Origin of the sequence: Mesorhizobium sp. M7A.F.Ca.US.014.04.1.1, from assembly GCF_003998745.1 — a bacterium.
In the GTDB taxonomy this organism is placed as follows: Bacteria; Pseudomonadota; Alphaproteobacteria; order Rhizobiales; family Rhizobiaceae; genus Mesorhizobium; species Mesorhizobium ciceri.
The window spans coordinates 1-1,687 of the sequence record NZ_RZRW01000886.1 but is presented as its reverse complement, the minus strand read 5'-3'; the positions used below and the strand labels follow the sequence as shown (position 1 = coordinate 1,687).

2 protein-coding genes are annotated in these 1,687 nt (G+C 61.2%); both read right to left on the bottom strand.

Features of this window, described 5'->3' with window-relative positions; genetic code table 11:
* Window positions 1-425 precede the first annotated feature (425 nt).
* On the bottom strand, window positions 426-1,343 hold the full coding sequence (gene metF / locus EOA22_RS32730; RefSeq protein ID WP_013530934.1) for a methylenetetrahydrofolate reductase [NAD(P)H]: 918 nt from the start codon (window positions 1,341-1,343) through the stop codon (window positions 426-428).
* Window positions 1,340-1,687: methyltransferase domain-containing protein (locus tag EOA22_RS32725; protein ID WP_127390557.1), on the bottom strand; the 348-nt coding region annotated here is incomplete at its 5' end. The genes EOA22_RS32725 and metF, both read right to left, overlap by 4 nt.

Sequence of the window (1,687 nt, the reverse complement as noted above, 5' to 3'; positions counted from 1 at the left end):
CCCCGAATCGACGCGAAAGTCGCATTCGACTTTCGCGGCGGTAGCGCTGCCATGACACGGCAGCGACACGAGCCGGCCACATTTTATTCACAGGTCTGAAGTCGGTATTTGCCTAGGAGTTTCAAAGCCTAACGGCAAAAGACATGTCGCGGATTTCACAATCACGTCGCAATGCAGCACATTTTCCGCTTGCCTGTGGCACAAATGAACCTAGACTCCATGACATAGCTCTTTAAGAGGAGGCTATGTCATGGGACTTACGAGGCCTATCAACGCATTGATGATCTGTGCTGCGTTCGCCTTTATCGGAGCCCTCATTATGGGCTTCCTTCCCTGACCGCCAAAGCGGGGAAGACCAGCACCCAAATAGTCCAACCAATTCAAAAGGCCGGGTTTTTCCCGGCCTTTTGTTGTTGAGCCCGACCTCATGCCGCGGCTGATCCGGCGGCCGCCGCCTCGTGCGAGCGAATACCGATCATATGGCAGATGGCAAAGACCAGATCGGCGCGGTTCATGGTGTAGAAGTGGAAATCGCCGACACCGCGCTCGACCAGGTCCATGACCTGTTCGGCTGCCACCGCCGATGCCACCAGCGCATGCGTCTGCGGGTCCTTGTCGAGGCCTTCGAAACGCTCCGCCAGCCAGCCGGGCACATGCGCGCCCGCCCTCGCGGAAAAGTTCGCGACCTGCTTGAAACTGTGAACCGGCTGGATGCCCGGCACGATCGGGATGTAGATGCCGGCGCGGCGAACGCGCTCGACATAGCGCTCGTAGAGATCGTTGTCGAAGAAGAACTGGGTGATCGCCCGCGTCGCGCCATTGTCGACCTTGCGCTTCAGCATCTCGATGTCGGTGGCGAAATCGGGGCTTTGCGGATGCTTTTCCGGATAAGCCGCGACGGAGATGTCGAAATCCGCGATCGTCTTGAGCCCGGCGACCAGTTCCGCGCCATTCTCGTAGCCACCGGGATGCGGCCGGTAGGGCTCGCCGACGCCGGAGGCCGGGTCGCCGCGCAGCGCCACGAACCGGTTGATGCCGATCGATTTGTAATCCTGGATGACCGCATCGACCTCGTCGCGCGTTGCCCCGACGCAGGTCAGATGCGCCGCTGCAGGAATACCGGTTTCCGTCAGGATGCGCTTTACAGTGCGCGCGGTGCGCTCCCGTGTCGAGCCGCCGGCGCCGTAAGTCACCGAGACGAATTTCGGCTTCAGCGGCTCCAGCCTTGTGACCGTCTCCCACAGCCTCGCTTCCATCTCGTCCGTCTTCGGCGGGAAGAATTCGAAGGAAACCCTGACCTTGTCGCCGATGTCGGGGCGGCGGGAAAAGCGGAACTGGTTCATGCGATTTCCCCCATCGAGTTCGCTTTGGCCTGCCTTGTGTCGTTGGAAGGATCGGCAATCAGCAGGCGCCGATCGCGGCCGAGCCAGAGTTTCACAGTGAGCCTCGCCTCATTGCCACCGCGCGGCTCGAACTCCTGGGCATCTTCGAGATCGAGGCCGGCTTCCGAAAACCAGTCGGCGATCTGCCGGTCGGAAAAGCCGAGCCGCATATGCGCATGCTCCTCGCGCAGGAATTCCAGCGCATGCGGCGCGAAATCGACGATGACCAGGCGTCCTGCCGGACGCAAAAGCCGCGCCGCCTCGTGGATGGCGCGGGCGGGATCGTCGAGATAGTGCAGCACCTG

Bases quoted from the DNA above. Each gene is read 5' to 3' on its own strand.
- metF (WP_013530934.1), bottom strand. From the start codon at position 1,343: ATGAACCAGTTCCGCTTTTCCCGCCGCCCCGACATCGGCGACAAGGTC.